This window comes from Mesorhizobium sp. M6A.T.Ce.TU.016.01.1.1 (genome assembly GCF_003997065.1).
In the GTDB taxonomy this organism is placed as follows: domain Bacteria; phylum Pseudomonadota; class Alphaproteobacteria; order Rhizobiales; family Rhizobiaceae; genus Mesorhizobium; species Mesorhizobium mediterraneum.
This window is the reverse complement of sequence record NZ_RZTJ01000002.1, coordinates 54,332-69,490: the sequence shown is the minus strand read 5'-3', so window position 1 is coordinate 69,490 and position 15,159 is coordinate 54,332. Positions and strand designations below refer to the sequence as shown.

General features: G+C 61.8%; 14 protein-coding genes. 8 read left to right on the top strand and 6 right to left on the bottom strand.

What is annotated here, in order from left to right:
• Nucleotides 1-116 precede the first annotated feature (116 nt).
• Nucleotides 117-854: a DsbA family protein gene (locus EOC94_RS03750; protein WP_095486154.1), complete on the bottom strand. Its 738-nt coding sequence runs from the start codon at nt 852-854 to the stop codon at nt 117-119.
• A gap of 130 nt (nt 855-984) precedes the next feature.
• Entirely contained in the window at nt 985-1,485 is a 501-nt protein-coding gene (locus EOC94_RS03745; protein WP_095486155.1) for a DUF721 domain-containing protein, read from the bottom strand.
• Nucleotides 1,486-1,540: 55 nt separating this feature from the next.
• Between EOC94_RS03745 and mutY the strand changes: the two genes are divergently transcribed.
• Entirely contained in the window at nt 1,541-2,725 is a 1,185-nt protein-coding gene (gene mutY / locus EOC94_RS03740; RefSeq protein ID WP_127288634.1) for an A/G-specific adenine glycosylase, read from the top strand.
• Between the two features lie 21 nt (nt 2,726-2,746).
• The gene (locus EOC94_RS03735; protein WP_126103221.1) at nt 2,747-3,358 is read left to right on the top strand and encodes an HAD family phosphatase; all 612 of its coding nucleotides are present in this window, start codon (nt 2,747-2,749) and stop codon (nt 3,356-3,358) included.
• Between the two features lie 65 nt (nt 3,359-3,423).
• Here the strand turns inward: EOC94_RS03735 and EOC94_RS03730 are convergent, their stop codons facing one another.
• Nucleotides 3,424-4,557, bottom strand: a complete 1,134-nt coding sequence (locus tag EOC94_RS03730) for a site-specific DNA-methyltransferase (RefSeq protein WP_127206239.1) — start codon at nt 4,555-4,557, stop codon at nt 3,424-3,426.
• A 175-nt stretch (nt 4,558-4,732) separates the two neighbouring features.
• Between EOC94_RS03730 and EOC94_RS03725 the strand changes: the two genes are divergently transcribed.
• Nucleotides 4,733-5,419 (top strand): HAD family phosphatase, encoded by a 687-nt coding sequence (locus EOC94_RS03725; RefSeq protein ID WP_127288633.1) that lies wholly within the window; start codon nt 4,733-4,735, stop codon nt 5,417-5,419.
• Between the two features lie 39 nt (nt 5,420-5,458).
• On the opposite strand, the gene EOC94_RS03720 is transcribed toward EOC94_RS03725, so the two are convergent.
• Nucleotides 5,459-6,133: a hypothetical protein gene (locus EOC94_RS03720; protein ID WP_127288632.1), complete on the bottom strand. Its 675-nt coding sequence runs from the start codon at nt 6,131-6,133 to the stop codon at nt 5,459-5,461.
• A gap of 127 nt (nt 6,134-6,260) precedes the next feature.
• On the opposite strand from EOC94_RS03720, the gene thrC reads away from it, so the two are divergent.
• The 4 genes from thrC to EOC94_RS03700 are packed head-to-tail and all read left to right on the top strand — an operon-like array spanning nt 6,261 to nt 12,469.
• Nucleotides 6,261-7,658, top strand: a complete 1,398-nt coding sequence (gene thrC / locus EOC94_RS03715; RefSeq protein ID WP_127288631.1) for a threonine synthase — start codon at nt 6,261-6,263, stop codon at nt 7,656-7,658.
• Nucleotides 7,659-7,672: 14 nt separating this feature from the next.
• Nucleotides 7,673-8,965: a pitrilysin family protein gene (locus tag EOC94_RS03710; protein ID WP_126103224.1), complete on the top strand. Its 1,293-nt coding sequence runs from the start codon at nt 7,673-7,675 to the stop codon at nt 8,963-8,965.
• A 15-nt stretch (nt 8,966-8,980) separates the two neighbouring features.
• Nucleotides 8,981-9,577 (top strand): GNAT family protein, encoded by a 597-nt coding sequence (locus EOC94_RS03705; RefSeq protein WP_095486162.1) that lies wholly within the window; start codon nt 8,981-8,983, stop codon nt 9,575-9,577.
• 3 nt (nt 9,578-9,580) lie between these two features.
• On the top strand, nt 9,581-12,469 hold the full coding sequence (locus tag EOC94_RS03700; protein ID WP_127288630.1) for an EAL domain-containing protein: 2,889 nt from the start codon (nt 9,581-9,583) through the stop codon (nt 12,467-12,469).
• Between the two features lie 216 nt (nt 12,470-12,685).
• On the opposite strand, the gene EOC94_RS03695 is transcribed toward EOC94_RS03700, so the two are convergent.
• Together EOC94_RS03695 and EOC94_RS03690 are read right to left on the bottom strand one after the other, a co-directional pair.
• Nucleotides 12,686-13,612, bottom strand: a complete 927-nt coding sequence (locus EOC94_RS03695) for an oxygenase MpaB family protein (RefSeq protein ID WP_127288629.1) — start codon at nt 13,610-13,612, stop codon at nt 12,686-12,688.
• 150 nt (nt 13,613-13,762) lie between these two features.
• The gene (locus EOC94_RS03690; protein ID WP_126103226.1) at nt 13,763-14,026 is read right to left on the bottom strand and encodes a DUF4242 domain-containing protein; all 264 of its coding nucleotides are present in this window, start codon (nt 14,024-14,026) and stop codon (nt 13,763-13,765) included.
• A gap of 150 nt (nt 14,027-14,176) precedes the next feature.
• Between EOC94_RS03690 and EOC94_RS03685 the strand changes: the two genes are divergently transcribed.
• Nucleotides 14,177-15,055, top strand: coding sequence for a LysR family transcriptional regulator (locus EOC94_RS03685; RefSeq protein WP_185928144.1), 879 nt, complete (start codon nt 14,177-14,179; stop codon nt 15,053-15,055).
• Nucleotides 15,056-15,159: the final 104 nt, after the last annotated feature.

Here is a 15,159-nt window from a genome sequence, read left to right as displayed (position 1 = left end):
CGCGCCGCCCCATAGCCAAGTTCCGCAAAAGTGTTCCGCGGTTTTGCGAAGAGAATCCGCGGCACAGCAAAAAGCTGCGCACGCCGAAGCGCAGCCGCTTCGGCGCTGCGGAAACGTCAGAGCAGAGGGTCGATGATGGCCGATATTTCCTCAATCGACAGCGCCCCCTTGTAGGTCTTTCCGTTGATAAAGAAGGTCGGCGTCGAGTCGACCTTGAATTCATCGGCGCCGCGCTTCTGGACCGACCTCACATCGTCCAGAAGTTTCTGGTCCGTCAAGCAGGCCTCGAAGGACTCCTGTGTAAAACCGGCCATCTTGGAGATTTGCAGCAGGGCATCCTTGGTATTGGCAACACCTGCCCAGTTCGCCTGCTGCTTGAACAGAACGTCTACCATCGGGAAATAATTGTCCTTGGAGCAGCGCGCCAGCATGAAACCGGCCTCAGCGCTGGGGTCGAACGGAAATTCGCGCAGGATAAGGCGGGCCTTGCCGGTGTCGATATATTTCGTCTTCAGCTCCGGGAGGGTGGTTTCGTGGAAATGCGCGCAGTGCGGGCAGGTCATCGAGGCATATTCGACGATTGTGACTTTCGCGTCGTCCTTGCCCAGTTGCGCGTCGGGCAGCGCGCCTGGCTTCAGCAAGGCCGCCATGTCCACCGTGCCCTGGGCCTCAGGCGCCTTGACCGCGGCCGGCGTTGCCGGCTTCGCCGGATCGGCCGGCTTCATCGCATCGGCGGGAGCCGCATCCTGCGCGACGGCCTTCTCGCCCGAGTCGCTGCAGGCGGCGAGCAGAGCCACCGCCGGAATGGCGGCCAGCGACGACAGGAGGTTTCTGCGGGACAAAGGACGGGTCATACGAATCACCTGACAATAGTTGGATTTTGCAATGCAAAGACTAGAAAAGGCGAGAGTTGGCGCGAATTAAGGCATCGCCGTCCCCATTCCAATCGCCAAACTTTGTGTGCGCGATCACGAAAGCGCGAGATTATACCTTCTTTTGACCGAGAATGGTGGCGCCGAGCCGCTCCAGCGAAGCACGCAGCCCGTCATCCTCGATCATTCCGACAGTGCCTGACAGCTTCACCTTCTCGGCCGCAGTCAGCGGCCGGAAGCTTGGTTTAGGCCGCCCCTTGTCCGCCGTCACCGGCTTTTGCACGATTCTGATCCGGCCGATAGCGTTGAAGCCGAGGAAGGCGTTGACCCTGTTGATGATCTCGCCGGTTTCGTGCTGCAGATGGAGCGCGGCCATGCCTTCGCAGGCGATGACCAGCACCGCCGGCTCGAACGGATCGTCTTCATGCATGCGCCGCGGCCACTGGATCTTTTCAGGGCGCGAACGGCTGGCGAGCCGAGGCCCGGCAATCTCCTCCCAAGACTGCACGAGCCCGATCGACATGCCGGCCCGCTTGCGCAACACCGGATCGAGGATCTGGGTTGCGAGATCACTCACCGGAACGGGATTGCCGAAGGGCCTTTTCCCTGCCATGTGCGTTCTCCAGTCACGACCTTCACCAAGCATCGGCTAGGCCTGTCCTCGATCAATGGCACTGCACGACCAGACCCGCAAGACCGCATCCGGAGACAGCGGCGGAGCCGCGTCTAGAGACAGCAGCAAAGCTGCGTCCGACGATAGCAGCAAGGCTGCATCGGGGGAGAGCGCCGAGATCGCGTCCCGCCTGCTCGCCTGGTACGACGCGCATCACCGCGACTTGCCGTGGCGCATTGCGCCGCGCGAGCTGGCACGCGGGGTGCGTCCCGATCCCTACCGCATCTGGCTTTCCGAAGTCATGCTGCAGCAGACCACGGTGGAAGCGGTAAAATCGTATTTCCGGGCCTTTGTCCAGAAATGGCCGGATGTCGAGGCGTTGGCCGCTTCACCGACCGAAGATGTCATGAAGGCCTGGGCCGGGCTCGGCTACTATTCCCGCGCGCGCAATCTAAAGGCCTGCGCCGATCTCGTCGCACGGCAAGGCGGCAGGTTTCCGGATACGCAAGCTGCCTTGAGAGAGCTGCCCGGCATCGGCGCCTACACGGCGGCGGCGATCGCGGCGATCGCCTTCGACCAGCCAGCCGCGGTCATCGACGGCAATGTCGAGCGTGTGGTTTCCCGGCTGTTCTCGATCGCCACGCCGCTAAGCGAAGCCAAGGGAGACATACGCGCCTATGTCGAGCGCATGGTTCCAGCGACCAGACCGGGCGATTTCGCCCAGGCGATGATGGATCTGGGCGCGACGATCTGCACGCCACGCCGGCCGCGCTGTATGCTGTGCCCGCTGCGAGACGATTGCAGCGCCACTGTCTCGGGCGACCCCGAGCATTTTCCGGTGCGCCTGCCGAAGGCGGAAAAGCCATTGCGGCGTGGCGCCGCCTTTGTCGCCGTCAGGGCCGACGGCGCCATTCTTTTGCGAAAACGTGCGGAAAAAGGCCTGCTCGGCGGCATGACCGAGGTGCCGACGACCGGCTGGACAGCACGGATTGACGGCGCCACCACGGATGCGGCAGCCCCCTTTCCCGGCGACTGGCGGCCCGCCGGGCGGATTGGCCACGTCTTTACCCATTTCGGGCTTGAACTCGACGTGTTCAAATCGGTGACAGAAGGCGCTGCTCCGGCGGGGCATTTCTGGTCACTGGCCCATGAAATTTCCGGGGAAGCCTTACCCACTGTCATGAAAAAGGTAATCGAAGCGGCGATACCGGGCGCGACCAAAAAGCAGCGCCCGCATTGAATTGCATTGAATGAGGACAGAATGACTGAAATCCGCCACATCGTTTTCGACATCGGCAGAGTGCTGATCCACTATGACCCGAACCTTCCGTTCAGCCGTCTCATTCCGGATGCCGAGGAGAGAAAGTGGTTCTTCGACAATGTCTGCACGCATGACTGGAACATCGAGCAGGATCGAGGGCGGACATGGGAGGAAGCCGAAGCCCTGCTGATCGCCGAACATCCCGACCATGCCGAAAACATCCGCAGCTTCCGCCGCCTCTGGCACGAGATGGTGCCGCACGCCTATGCGGACAGCGTTGAGATCATGGAGAAGCTGATCGACACCGGCCACGACGTCACCATGCTGACCAACTTCGCCTCCGATACGCTCGCCGAAGCCCGGCAGCGTTTCGATTTCCTCAACCGTCCGCGCGGGGTGACCATTTCGGGCGAGATCGGCCTGATCAAGCCTGATCGCGGCATCTACGATCATCACGTCGCCGCCTTCGGCCTCGAGCCCGCGGCCACGCTGTTCATCGACGACAGCCAGAAGAATGTCGAAGGTGCCAAGGCGGCCGGCTGGCAGTCCGTGCTGTTCACCGACGCCAAGACGCTCAAGGCGGACCTTAGAGAGCTGGGGATCAGAGTGTGATTTGAATCACTTCGACAGGCCGATCGATAATCCGCTTTAACATGACGGATCCATAGAATCCGTCGTCAGGCCCCTGCCCGCTCCATGCCAAGACGGGCTATGCGGCGAAGCTCGTCGATCGGGGTCAGGCCGCCGCTGCGCTCATAGTGCCAGAAGGTCCAGCCGTTGCAGGCGTCCAGCCCCTGCACTTCCGCCCCGATCTTGTGGATCGATCCGGCGCTGTCGCCAATCGCCACCGTGCCGTCGGCGCGTACCCTGGCCGCCCAGCGCTTCTTGGCGTCATAGAGCGTGGCACCCGGCAACATCAGCCCGGTGTCGATGAGGCTGACGAAGGCAACCCGCGGCTCGGCGCGCTTGCCGGTAAGCACGGTAAGATCGGCGCCGCTCAGCGGTCGGACTGCATCGATGCGCTCGTTGGCGGCGTCGATATAGGCCTGCTCGCGCTCGATGCCGACGAAATGGCGGCCGAGGCGCTTGGCTACCGCGCCGGTGGTGCCGGAGCCAAAGAAGGGATCGAGGACGATATCGCCGGGCTTCGTCGAGGCCATCATGATGCGGGCGAGCAGCGCTTCGGGCTTCTGCGTCGGATGCAGCTTGTCGCCATTTTCGTTCTTCAGGCGCTCGCCGCCGGTGCAGATCGGAAACAGCCAGTCGGAGCGCATCTGGATGTCGTCATTCGACGCCTTCAGCGCTTCGTAGTTGAAGGTATAACCCTTGCCCTTCTGATCGCGCGAGGCCCAGATCATCGTCTCATGGGCGTTCTGGAAGCGACGGCCGCGGAAATTCGGCATCGGATTGGTCTTGCGCCACACGACGTCATTGAGGATCCAGAATCCCAGATCCTGCATCTTGGCGCCGACCCTGAAAATGTTGTGGTAGGAGCCGATGACCCAGATGGTGCCGTTGGGTTTCAGCACGCGGCGCGCCGCCAGCAGCCAGGCGCGGGTGAAGGCGTCGTAGACCTCAAAACTCGCGAACTGATCCCAGTCATCGTCGACGGCATCGACCTTGGACTGGTCGGGCCGGTGCAGATCGCCATCGAGCTGCAAATTGTAGGGCGGATCGGCAAAGATCACGTCGATGGACTTTTCGGGCAGCCGGTCGAGCGCGGCGACGCAATCGCCCTTCAGGATCGTATCCAGCCATTCGGATTGCTGGGGAGCATGGGAAAGGTCGTCGAGAAGACGCACGGCAGACATTGTGACACCCAAAGCACGCGTTACTGTTTACTCCCTGTTATGGTTACCGATCAGCGTAAATATTCGGTGAAGGCTGAGGGTTCGGACCACAGGCAATTTGCGAAGGCCGGCCTGTTGGTGTATGCCGCGCCGCCTGAGCGTCTCAGCCTCCTCCCTCCCGCTTTCCGGATCGCCAATGCCCCAGCCAGACCTTGTCATCTTCGATTGCGACGGCGTGCTCGTCGATTCCGAAATCATCGCCGCGCGCATCGAAGCCGAGCTTTTGACATCGGCCGGTTACGAAATATCGGCCGAGGAGATTTCCGAAACCTATGCCGGGTTGACCTTCAAGGACATCATGATGCGGGTCGAGGAGAAGTCCCGCATCCCATTCCAGGCCTCGTTGATCGACCGCGCCGAAGACCTGGTCGACCGCAGGCTGCGCAGCGATGTGCGCGCCATCGACGGGGTGCACGAGGCGGTCGCCGCGGTGACTGCGCCGCGCTGCATCTGCTCGAATTCTCGCTCCGAGCGGATAGAGTTCATGCTGGAGAAGGTGCATCTGCTGCCGTTTTTCACTGGGCGGATTTTTTCCTCGCTGGAAACACCGACCGGAAAGTCCAAGCCGGCCCCAGACGTGTTCCTCTTTGCCGCGGAAAAGCTCAATGCCGATCCGGCCAACACCTTCGTCATCGAGGATTCCGTGCATGGCGTGACCGGCGCCAGGACAGCCGGCATGCGCGTTATCGGCTTTACCGGAGCGGCGCACAGCTATCCCGGGCATGCCGACGCGCTGACCGAGGCCGGCGCCGAAACGGTCATTCGCCGCTGGGCGGAACTGAAAAGCGTGATCGCCGCTCTGTCGGAATGGTCGGATGCGTGATGCATACGCCTCCGACCGGAGGCGGCCCCACCGCCGCCGCTATTCGGCCGCGGCAATCTTCTTGTCAGCCTTCTTCGCCGGGCCTTCGTCATAGCCGGCGAACGCCTGATAGTCCTGCGCAGTGGGCTCGGGAACGACGACGTTCGAATCGGTGAAGACGAACTGGGTGGCACTCGAGGGATTGGTAACCTGGACCTGATGTTGATGAAGCTGCGAGTAAAGCACCTCGGTGCCATGCATCACGGCGATACGAATCGGCATTGTGATCGTGCCCGGGCTGAACATCGGTCCCGGAACGACCTTGCCGGCGACGGCGATCTTCATCGTCAGCGAGCCGTTGGCACGGTTGCAGTCGCGGGTCACATCGGTGATCGAGGCCTGATAGATGACCTTCGCCGAATCGTCCTGCTGATCGCTGCTCGCGTCGAGCGCAGCAGCCTCGGCGTCCTGAGCGGCGGCTTTTTTCTTAGGTTTCTGGTTGCCCTTGGCATAGGTGTTGAAGAAAGCGGTGCCGTCGCGCAGCGTCACTTTCGGACAATAGGCCAGCAGTTGGCTGGAAAGAACCTTCGGGTCCGGAGGTGGTGGCGGTGTCGTGTCCTTTTTTCCGAAGCCCAGAATGCTACTGCCGCCTGATTGGCAGCCGGCGGCGGTAAGCATAAAGCCAGTGAGGGCCAGACCCGCGATAAAACGACCGTTGAATGAATGAAACGCCATGAACTGCACTTCCCTCTCGCAAAGCGGGTGACGTATATCAACCGCGCGGCAAAAATGCGACTGAGCAAGCACGGAAATTAACCACTTTGCCGCGGACGAAACCGCCCGGCAGCAATGGAACATGACGATGCGATATGTGAGTACCCGCGGGGAAGCGCCCGTGCTTGGATTTTCCGACGCGGTGCTGGCGGGTCTGGCGCGCGATGGCGGACTTTATCTGCCTGATACCTGGCCGCAGTTTTCGGCGGCAGAGGTCCGCGCCATGCGCGGCCTTGCCTATCCCGACCTCGCCATCCGCGTGCTGTCACCGTTTCTCGGCGACGAGATCGCGATGCCGGTGTTCGAACGCCTGGTGCGCGAAGCCTATGCGACCTTCCGTCACGAGGCTGTCTGCCCGCTGGTGCAGACCGGCTCGAACATGTTCGTTCTGGAACTCTTCCACGGCCCGACACTTGCCTTCAAGGACGTGGCCATGCAGCTTCTCGCCCGGCTGATGGACCATGTGCTTGCCGAACGCGACCAGCGCGCCACCATTGTCGGCGCCACATCAGGCGATACCGGCGGGGCTGCCATCGATGCTTTCGCCGGGCGCAATCGCACTGACATCTTCGTTCTTTTCCCGCACGGCCGGGTCTCGCCGGTGCAGCAGCGGCAGATGACGACGTCCACTGCGGCAAATGTCCATGCACTGGCGGTCGAAGGCAATTTCGACGATTGCCAGGGCCTGGTGAAGGACATGTTCAACGATCACGGTTTTCGCGACCGGGTGTCGCTGTCCGGCGTCAATTCGATCAACTGGGCCCGCATCATGGCCCAGATCGTCTATTATTTCTCGTCGGCGCTGTCGCTCGGCGCGCCCGACCGGCCGGTTTCCTTCACGGTGCCGACCGGCAATTTCGGCGACATCTTCGCCGGCTACGCCGCCAAGAAGATGGGGCTGCCGATCGAGCGGCTTATCATCGCGACCAATGACAACGACATTCTGGCGCGCACGCTGTCGAGCGGCGAGTACCGCACGAAAGGCGTCTTTTCGACCACGTCGCCGTCGATGGACATCCAGGTCTCGTCGAATTTCGAGCGCCTGCTGTTCGAGGCGGCCGGTCGCGATGCCTCGACCGTGCGGCGCTACATGAGCGGCCTCAAGCAGTCCGGCGCCTTCGCCATCGAAGCGGGCGAGATCGCCAGGATCCGCTCCGAATTCGATGCTGGCCGTTCGACGATGGACGAAGTCGCCGCCACGATCCGCTCGACGCTCGACGCCAGTGATTATTTGCTCGACCCGCACACGGCCGCGGCCATGCATGTTGCGGGTGCGAAGGCCACCAAGGCCGTGCCCATGGTGGTGCTCGGCACCGCCCATCCGGCAAAATTCCCGGCTGCCGTCGAAGCCGCCAGCGGCGTGTCGCCTGCCCTGCCCGCGTGGCTAGGCGGGTTGATGACATCAGAGGAAAAATACACGGTACTTCCATCCGACCTGAAAATGGTGGAAGATTATGTTAGCCGTCACACGCGGGCGGCAAGTTAGGGAGTATTAGCTATATGGGTGTTGAGGTAAGCCGTCTGTCGAACGGCCTGACAGTCGCCACCGAAACCCTTCCAAGCCTCGAATCCGTCGCTCTTGGTGCCTGGGTCAAATCAGGCGCCCGCAACGAGCGTAACGAAGAGCACGGAATGGCCCACCTGCTTGAACACATGGCGTTCAAGGGAACCAGAAGGCGCAGCGCCTTCGAGATCGCCTCGGAAATCGAGGATGTCGGCGGCGAGATCAATGCCGCCACCAGTGTCGAGACCACATCCTATTATGCCAGGGTGCTGAGCGACGACGTGCCCCTGGCCGTCGATATCCTCTCCGATATCCTGCAGGAATCCGAGTTCGACCCGCAGGAGCTAGAGCGCGAGCAGCATGTGATCCTGCAAGAGATCGGCGCCGCTCACGACACGCCCGACGACATCGTCTTCGACCGTTTCACCGAGACGGCCTTCCGCCACCAGACGATCGGCCGTTCCATCCTCGGCACGCCGGAAACCGTCAAATCGTTCACCTCGAAGCAACTGCACAAATTCATCGAACGGCAATATGGCGCCGAACGCATGGTGGTCGTCGCCGCCGGCGACATCAAGCACGACAATTTCGTGCGTGAGGTCGAGAAGCATCTCGGCGGCTTCCGCAGCAAGTCCGACAACACGATGCCGCAATATGCGCAATATGTCGGCGGCGATTTCCGCGAGGACCGCGACCTGATGGACGCGCAGATCGTGCTGGGTTTCGAGGGCCGCGCCTATCATGTGCGTGACTTCTACGCCTCGCAGGTCCTGTCGATGATCCTTGGCGGCGGCATGTCGTCGCGCCTTTTCCAGGAAGTCCGCGAAAAACGCGGGCTGTGCTATTCGGTCTATGCCTTCCACTGGGGTTTTTCTGACACCGGCATATTCGGCGTCCATGCCGCGACCGGGCAGAGCGACATCGCCGAATTGGTGCCGGTGGTCATCGACGAGTTGCAGAAGGCCGGCGAGAACATCCTGCAGGAGGAACTCGACCGGGCACGCGCCCAGTACCGCGCAGGCCTGATCATGTCCGCCGAGAGCCCGGCCAGCCGCGCCTCGCAGATCGCCCGGCAAATGCTTCTGTTCGGCCGGCCGATCGCCAAGGAAGAGCTGATGGAACGGCTGTCGGCGCTGACGGTCGAGCGGTTGACGGACCTGTCGTCACGGCTGTTTTCGACCAAGCCGACGCTGACTGCCGTCGGACCGGTGGGCACGCTCGCTCCCTATGAGGCGGTCCTTGAGTCGCTTTCGGGCACGCAGACCACGGCCCGAAAGCTCGCCGGCTAAGTCCATCAAAGCGTCATGTTCGCGCTCCCTTTCTTTCGCCGTGACCTGCCGGCACTGAAGGGCGATCGCGTCACGCTGCGCGTGCCGCTGACCAACGACTATCGCGAATGGTCGGTGCTGCGCGGGGAAAGCCGCCGCTTCCTGGAGCCGTGGGAGCCGCGGTGGAACCCCGACGAGCTCGACCGCACGGCCTGGCGGCATCGCCTCAGCCGTTACCGCGAAGATTACGCGCAGGGAACGGCCATAGCCTTCTTCATCTTCGACAAAAGCAGCGGCAAGCTTGTCGGCGGAATCACCCTCGGCAATATCCGCCACGGCGTCGCGCAAAGCGGCCATATCGGCTACTGGATCGGCGAGCGCTACAGCGGCCACGGCCTGATGACCGACGCGGTCAAGGTGGTGACGCGCTTCGCCTTCGATACGCTGAGGTTGCACCGGATCGAAGCTGCCTGTATTCCCGACAACGCCCGGTCGATCCGCGTGCTTGAAAAAGCCGGATTCCGGCGCGAAGGACTTCTGCGATCCTATCTCAGGATCAATGGCATCTGGCAGGACCATTACCTCTACGCCCGGATCGAGGACGATCTGCCCGGCGCGGGAACGAAGGACTGATTTTTGACGAATTTCCTGCGAATCGGGTCGCTGTTCGCCTTTGTCCTGACGGCAATCGTCACGCTCTGCGCGGCGTCCTCGGCCTTCGCCGTCGAACCGATCAAGATCGCCCGCGACGACGTGGCGCTCGACCTTTCGGGCGCGGTCGAAATCTACCGCAACCAGGGCGAGAACTTCCAGGTGTCGACCGCGCCGGGACCGGACGGCATCGTGCGGCGCATCGAGGTCGAGGCCAATGATGCGCGCTCGACCGGCGACTGGGCGGTGTTCGCGCTAGCCAACACCACCGACCAGCAGCTCGACAGGCTGATCGTCGCACCGCATTTCCGGCTGGTGAATTCCGGCATCTTCTGGCCGGATCTCGGCTCGACCCGCATTGCCGCGATCACGCCCAGCGAGGGCTTCGCGCTCGACCGCCAGACCAGCCCCGACGCCGATGTGTTCCGGGTGACGCTGAATCCCGGAACGGTGATCACCTTCATTGCCGAACTTGCCTCGCCCAAACTGCCGCAGGTCTATCTGTGGGATCCGGAATCCTACAAGGACTCGGTCAATTCCTACACGCTGTTTCGCGGCATCGTCATCGGCATCGCCGGCCTTCTGGCGTTGTTCCTGACCATCCTTTTCGTCGTCAAGGGAACCTCGATGTTCCCGGCTACCGCCGCACTCGCCTGGGCGGTGCTCGCCTATATCTGCATCGATTTCGGCTTTCTCAACAAGGTCCTGGAAATATCGCCCGGCAACGAGCAGATGTGGCGAGCCGGAACGGAGGTGGCGCTTGCGGCGACCTTCGTGGTGTTCCTGTTCGCCTACCTCAACCTCAACCGATGGCACGGCCATTTCAGCTACGGCGCGCTGGTCTGGATTCTTGGGCTGGTGCTGATCGCGGGTGTGGCCATCGTCGATCCGGCGGTCGCCGCCGGCATCGCCAGGCTGTCCTTCGCCGCCACCGCCCTGACCGGCCTCGGCCTGATCATTTTCCTCGGCATACGCGGCTACGACCGTGCCATCATGCTGGTGCCCAGTTGGGTCATGGTCTTGTTGTGGCTATGCGGGTCGTGGATGGCGATCACCGGCATGCTCGACAACGACATTGCCCAGCCGGCGCTGGGCGGCGGGCTGATCCTCATCATCCTGCTGATCGGCTTCACCGTCATGCAGCACGCCTTTGCCGGTGGCGCGCTGCATCAGGGCCTGTTCTCCGATCTCGAACGGCAGGCGCTGGCCGTCGCCGGATCGGGCGACACGGTTTGGGACTGGGACGTGATGCGCGACCGCGTCGTCACCAAGCCGGATGTCAGCATCCAGCTTGGCCTTGCGCCCGACAGTCTGGGCGGGGCCGCCCGCAACTGGCTGCCGGTGCTGCATGCCGACGATCGCGACACGTTCCGCACGACGCTCGACGTGGTGCTCGAACACCGGCGCGGCCGCGTGTCGCAGAACTTCCGCCTGCGCGGCGCCGACGGGCACTATCACTGGTTTTCGCTGCGCGCTCGGCCGGTGATCGGATCGGACGGCGAGGTCATCCGCTGCGTCGGCACCATGGTCGACGTGACGGAGCAGAAAAAGTCAGAGGAGAGGCTGCTGCACGATGCCGTGCATGACAATCTCACCGGCCTGCCGAACCGGGAATTGCTGATGAACCGGCTGGAGGCGATCATCTCGATCGCGCGCACGGAAGAGAAGGTGCGTCCGACCGTCTTCGTCATCGACATCGACCGGTTTAAGCAGGTCAATGACGGGCTCGGCATCTCGGCCGGCGATACCATCCTGCTGACCATTGCGCGCCGCCTGCACCGGCTGCTCAAGCCGAAGGATTCGCTGTCGCGCTTTGCCGGCGACCAGTTCGCGCTGATGCTGCTTTCTGAACAGGACCCGGCCCGCATCGCGGCGGTCGCGGACGCCATCAAGCATGCGATCAACAATCCGATCACCTTTGCCAAACGCGAGATTGTGCTGACCGCCTCGATCGGACTGGTCACCTGGACCTCGGCGCAGAGCTCAGCCGAGGACATGGTCAAGGACGCCGAGCTTGCCATGCACCAGGCCAAGCGTTTCGGCGGCGACAGGATCGAGCCGTTCCGCCCCGCCTTCCGGACCGTCGGCACCGACCGGCTGCAGTTCGAGTCCGACCTGCGCCGCGCCATCGAACGGCGCGAATTCACACTAGCCTACCAGCCCATCGTGCGGCTCGAAGACGGCAGCGTTGCCGGCTTCGAGGCGCTTTTGCGCTGGGACCATCCGCGCCGCGGCATGATCCCGCCGGGCGATTTCATCCCGGTCGCCGAGAGCTGCGGCCTGATCGTGCAGCTTGGCCTTTTTGCCATGCAACAGGCCGCCGAAGATCTGGCGGGCTGGCAAAAGCAGATCGGCGATGCGCCGTTGTCGGTTTCGGTCAACTTGTCCAGCCGTCAGCTCATCCGCCGCGATCTGGTCAGCGACGTCCGCTCGGTGATCGCGCGAGCCAATCTAAAGCCGCGCTGCTTCCGGCTCGAACTCACCGAATCGTTGGTGATGGACAATCCCGAGCAGACAGCCCATGTGCTGAACAAGCTGAAGAAGCTTGGTATCGGCCTGTCGCTGGACGATTTCGGCACCGGCTACTCATCGCTAGCCTATCTGACGCGCTTCCCCTTCGACACGATCAAAATCGACAAGAGCTTTGTCGACGACTCGACACCGAAGCGCGCGGTGCTGCTCAAATCCATGGTCAACATGGCGCATGAGCTCGGCCTTTCGGTCGTGGCCGAAGGCATTTCGGACGAAAGCGATGCGCTCGAACTGCGGCAGATGGGCTGCGAATATGTGCAGAGCTTCATGTTCGGCGCGCCGATGCCCGGCGATCAGGTGCTGAAGACGCTGAAGGAACAGTATCCGCTGCCTCAGGCTTGATTTTTGCGCATGTCGTAGTGTCAAAACCGCTGAGCATTTTTTGGGCGACATGCGTACCCGCTTGGAATGGCAGAGAACGACCCTTCCTAACCAGAGCGGCCTTATGCCGGCCGCTTCCCGGCGCTCGGAGGTTGCAAGTCAACCCTTCTGGTCCGCAGTATCGAAAACTTTAACTCCCGACCCGTGGCGTGGCTCTACCAATGTTGGAAGCCTGAATTAACGGCGGCGATAGAGATAGCTCTCGGAAAGACCGAGGCGACGGCATGACTGGACGGCTGGTGATGAGGGGAGCACGATGCTCTCGCAGATTGCAGCCGTCATCTTCACAAAAGCACGCTCCCACGGCTTCAGGGTCCAGCGGTCGCCGAGCGCCAACCGCTCGCGGACCCAGCGGGGTAGGATCTCGACTGCCGCCTTCAGAAATGGCCGCTGAAGCGGTCGAGCCACTCCCGGCAAGGCGGGAACTTCTTCCATGATCTCCAGGAATTCCAAGATGATCGGCGACGCGACTAGTCTTTGCCTCATTACGTCGAACAGCGCGTAAAGCTCGGCCTGAGACGTGGGCGCGTCAACCGCACCATAGAGAAGCGCGACGGGGCGAGCCTCAGCAAACATCGCGTCCCGTTCGAAAAAATGCAGACGATGCACATAGACGTGATACGCCTGCATGAAACCAAACCCGGCCGTCGCTTGCACCCAGTCCAGCAACTCCGGGTCGGTGGCGTGGTATGGCTCACCTTCGCTGGTTCGACCTGAAACGCGCCCATGCATCCTGACTACACCTTCGATCATGGCCTTAGCCTTGGTTTGGGGGCCGTAGACAGTGACCAAGGCAGCGAGGCCAGTGCGCTGTAATCGTCGCAGCGCATGGGAGCGGAATGTGCTGTGCTGCCAAATGGCGTCGCGAACCCGCGGCTCCGCCAATTCGAGCAGCACCGCCGTAACCCCGCCGATGAACAGCGCAACAGGGTTCTTGAAAATACGCCAGGACACGGAGGTGGGCGGCAACAGCGCCGGCTCGCCTTCCGGGGTCGAGAAGTCCATCTGAGATCCGAGCCGCTGGCGCATGAACGACTGCGCAAGAGTATCCACACGACGCTCAAGCGGGCGAGGCAGAGGAATGATGCCCGAGCTGCCAAACATGGTCCGCCTCAGACTCCTGGGAGCAACAAGCGTTAGATCTGCGGCTAGCGGATGCAGCACGAACGTCTTGGGTCTTTCCGTCGTTCCAAATGATCAGCCTCTCCAGAACGCCGGGCCCGGATGGTCATCACGAGCCCGGTCGTGCTGGTCTTATGGGGTAAGATCGAGCGCCGGCACGATTCTGTGATAGGGCAGTCCTGCATCGTCGTTTAGACGCTTCACGTCGGTATTGGAGACAGCGTCAAACAGGCACATGCAGCGCCCGTCCTCCGGTGCGAAGGTCGAGCGCAGATACCTAATGTCGGTGCCGTTGGACGTCATCTCAGCGGCCTTGCTGATCGCCGCCTTCTGTGCATCTCCCAGAGCTTCCATGCTGATGCCCTTGAGGTCCCGTTCCACCATATAGACGGTCATTTCCAGATCTCCTCCTAGTTCGGTGACTACAGGAGTTGAATGCAATGGCGGGCGAAAGAAAACGACATTTTTTCTATCGATCGATAGCCGACAGTTATCGATGAAGGGGCTATAATGTCGTTTCGTGGAACCGCCTCGGGAGGGCTCGCCATGGAGATGTTTCAGGTCCGCTACGTGCTTGCGGCCGCGAAAATACTGAATTTCACCAAGGCCGCCACCGATTGCAATGTGTCTCAGCCGGCGCTCACCAAAGCGGTCAAAACACTCGAGGATGAGCTTGGCGCGCCCTTGTTCCACCGCGAGGGTAAGCGCATCCTCCTGAGTGAGTTCGGGCGCTCCATTCTGCCTCATCTTCAGCAGATCATGCAGGAGGCCCACGCAACCAGGACGCTTGCCGATAATTTTAGGCTACTCAATCAGGTGCCGATCCGGCTCGGCGTGATGTCGACCATCGGCCATGTGAAGCTCGCCCGGTTCCTGGCAAAGTTCCAGCGCGACTATCATGGTGTCGAGCTTGAAGTTAGCGAAGCGGGCGTTCAGGAACTGAAAGACAGGCTTGAGCATGGCGATCTCGATCTGGCCGTTCTCAATCCGCTGGAGGGATTGGGAGCGGCTTTCCGCGTCCATGATCTCTACAGTGAGCGTTACGTCGTCGTATTCGCGCCGGATCACCGGCTTGCGACCCTCGATGCAATCAAGTTGGTCGACCTCTCTCAAGAACCCTATGTCGATCGTCTGTCCTGCGAAATGCGGGACCTTGTGATGGGGGTGTGCCGGGAAAGAAACGTTAGCCTTTATGCCCGCTTTCGTTCCGAGCGCGAGGATTGGGTCCAATCAATGGTGCTGGCGCGGATCGGCTTCGCCTTCATGCCTGAATATTCGGTGACATCGCCTGAACTTCTTCAGCGCCCGCTGATCGAACCCGCGGTGGCACGCACGGTGTCCCTGGCTAGCGTTCCGGGCCGGCCATATAGCCCGGCGACGGCGGCAATGGTCCGAGCTGCCCAAAGTTTCGATTGGCCAGGCTAGGCGTTATTGCTGAAGCTTGAGCTGCTGCTGGTTTGAGATGCTTTCTCTCTTTCTCCTAAACGGCTGCAACTTTCTCTTGGTTGGAATCGCACGCGGCCAAGGAA

Bases quoted from the DNA above. Each gene is read 5' to 3' on its own strand.
- EOC94_RS03750 (WP_095486154.1), bottom strand. From the start codon at position 854: ATGACCCGTCCTTTGTCCCGCAGAAACCTCCTGTCGTCGCTGGCCGCC.
- EOC94_RS03745 (WP_095486155.1), bottom strand. From the start codon at position 1,485: ATGGCAGGGAAAAGGCCCTTCGGCAATCCCGTTCCGGTGAGTGATCTC.
- mutY (WP_127288634.1), top strand. From the start codon at position 1,541: ATGGCACTGCACGACCAGACCCGCAAGACCGCATCCGGAGACAGCGGC.
- EOC94_RS03735 (WP_126103221.1), top strand. From the start codon at position 2,747: ATGACTGAAATCCGCCACATCGTTTTCGACATCGGCAGAGTGCTGATC.
- EOC94_RS03730 (WP_127206239.1), bottom strand. From the start codon at position 4,557: ATGTCTGCCGTGCGTCTTCTCGACGACCTTTCCCATGCTCCCCAGCAA.
- EOC94_RS03725 (WP_127288633.1), top strand. From the start codon at position 4,733: ATGCCCCAGCCAGACCTTGTCATCTTCGATTGCGACGGCGTGCTCGTC.
- EOC94_RS03720 (WP_127288632.1), bottom strand. From the start codon at position 6,133: ATGGCGTTTCATTCATTCAACGGTCGTTTTATCGCGGGTCTGGCCCTC.
- thrC (WP_127288631.1), top strand. From the start codon at position 6,261: ATGCGATATGTGAGTACCCGCGGGGAAGCGCCCGTGCTTGGATTTTCC.
- EOC94_RS03710 (WP_126103224.1), top strand. From the start codon at position 7,673: ATGGGTGTTGAGGTAAGCCGTCTGTCGAACGGCCTGACAGTCGCCACC.
- EOC94_RS03705 (WP_095486162.1), top strand. From the start codon at position 8,981: ATGTTCGCGCTCCCTTTCTTTCGCCGTGACCTGCCGGCACTGAAGGGC.
- EOC94_RS03695 (WP_127288629.1), bottom strand. From the start codon at position 13,612: ATGTTTGGCAGCTCGGGCATCATTCCTCTGCCTCGCCCGCTTGAGCGT.
- EOC94_RS03690 (WP_126103226.1), bottom strand. From the start codon at position 14,026: ATGACCGTCTATATGGTGGAACGGGACCTCAAGGGCATCAGCATGGAA.
- EOC94_RS03685 (WP_185928144.1), top strand. From the start codon at position 14,177: ATGGAGATGTTTCAGGTCCGCTACGTGCTTGCGGCCGCGAAAATACTG.